The following is a 1,934-nucleotide window of genomic DNA, read 5'->3' on the forward strand; positions in this document are numbered from 1 at the left end:
ACAACAAGAGACGCACCCTCAAACCGCTCACCCACCAACCACTCCTGCACCACACCCAGGACGCGCTGTGCGGTGGTGCGTACGTCGGCGAGTACGTCGTCGGTCCGGGGGCTCGCGCAGTCCAGGACCACGGTGGCCGGCACCTCGGCAGCGTCCGCCACCTGCTCCCAGGTCAGCCACTCCGGGGTGGGGACCGGGTCCTGTGACGCGGGCTGCCAGCGGATGTGGAGCAGGGAGTCCCCGATCCCGGAGCCGAGCTGCTCAGCCGACACCGGCCTCGAGAGCAACGACTCAACCGACAGGACGGGGCGGCCCTGCTCGTCGGCGACGGTGAGCGAGAGACCGTCCTGCTGGGCGACGGGCGTGACGCGCACCCGGAGCGCCTTGGCGCCGGACGCGTGCAGCGTGACCCCGTTCCACGCGAACGGCAGCAGGGTGCGGCCGTCGCCCTCACGTCCCGGGACGGCCAGTAGTCCGACGTGCATGGCGGCGTCGAGCAGGGCGGGGTGGAGCCCGAAGCGGGACGCGTCGGCGTGTGCCTGCTCGGGCAGGGCGACCTCGGCGAACAGGGCGTCGCCGAGCCGCCAGGCCGCCGTCAGCCCCTGGAAGACGGGGCCGTAGTGGTACCCGGCGGCCGCGAGGTCCGGGTAGGCGTCGGCGACGGAGATCGCTTCGGCTGCGGCCGGCGGCCAGTCCGTGAGCGCTTCCGCCACGGCAAGCGGGGCCGGCGGAGCCAGGGCCCCCTCGGCGTGGCGGGTCCAGGGCAGGTCCGGCTGGTCGTCGGGCCGGGAATGGATCGCGACGGTCCGGCGTCCGGATTCGTCAGCCGGACCGACGGCCACCTGCACGGCCACCCCGCCCCTCGCGGGGAGAACGAGCGGCGCCTGGAGGGTGAGTTCCTCCAACAGCCCGCAGCCGAGTCGGTCGCCCGCCCGTATCGCAAGTTCCACGAAGCCCGTGCCGGGAAGCAGGACGCTCCCGAGCACGTCGTGATCGGTGATCCAGTTGTGCGTGCCGGCGGAGAGCCGCCCGGTGAGGACGGCGCCTCCCTCATTGGGCAGCTCGACGACCGACCGCAGCACAGGGTGGTCGAGGGCGACCTGGCCGGTATCAGCGGAACCGCCGGTGGCCGAGGGGGCAGTCATCCAGTAGCGGGTGCGCTGGAAGGCGTACGTGGGCAGCTCCACGCGCCGGGCGCCGGTGCCGGCGTAGAAGGCCTGCCAGTCGACGGGGACGCCGGTGGCGTGCAGCTGCCCGAGGGCGGCCACCAAAGCTTCCGGTTCGGGGCGGTTCTTGCGGAGGGCAGGTACGAGCACGGCCTGTTCGGAGTCCACGCCCTGCTGGGCGAGACCGGTCAGGATCCCGTCCGGGCCGATCTCCAGGAAGCGCGTGACGCCCTGCGCCTCCAGCGTGCGTACCGCGTCGGCGAACCGGACGGCCTCGCGGACCTGGCCGACCCAATACTCCGCCGACTGCCAGTCTTCCGACAGCTCACCCGTGACCGTGGACACGACGGGGATGCGCGGCGCCGAGAACGTCAGCCGGGAAGCGACGGTACGGAACTCGTCCAGCATCGGGTCCATGAGCGCCGAGTGGAAGGCGTGCGAGACGGCCAGCCGGCTGGTCTTGCGACCGGCCACCGTGAAGTGCTCGCCCACGGCCAGCACCCCAGCCTCGACACCCGAAACCACTACCGACTGCGGCCCGTTGACTGCCGCGATGCCGACACCCTCGGACAGGAGCGGCAGCACCTCCTCCTCGGTGGCCTGCACCGCGAGCATCGCCCCACCAGCGGGCAGCGCCTGCATCAACCGGCCACGCGCCACGACGAGTTCGGCCGCATCAGCCAGGGACAGCACGCCCGCGACATGAGCTGCGGCCAGCTCACCGATCGAATGACCGGCGACAACGTCAGGCTTCACACCCCACGCCTC

General features: G+C 72.3%; 1 protein-coding gene. It reads right to left on the bottom strand.

Annotated elements, in window-relative coordinates:
* A partial coding sequence (locus tag IE207_RS32785) for an acyltransferase domain-containing protein (protein ID WP_229874303.1) occupies positions 1–1,922 on the bottom strand: 1,922 nt, incomplete at its 3' end.
* Positions 1,923–1,934 lie beyond the last annotated feature (12 nt).

The organism is Streptomyces cirratus (assembly GCF_014650775.1).
Taxonomy (GTDB): domain Bacteria; phylum Actinomycetota; class Actinomycetes; order Streptomycetales; family Streptomycetaceae; genus Streptomyces; species Streptomyces cirratus.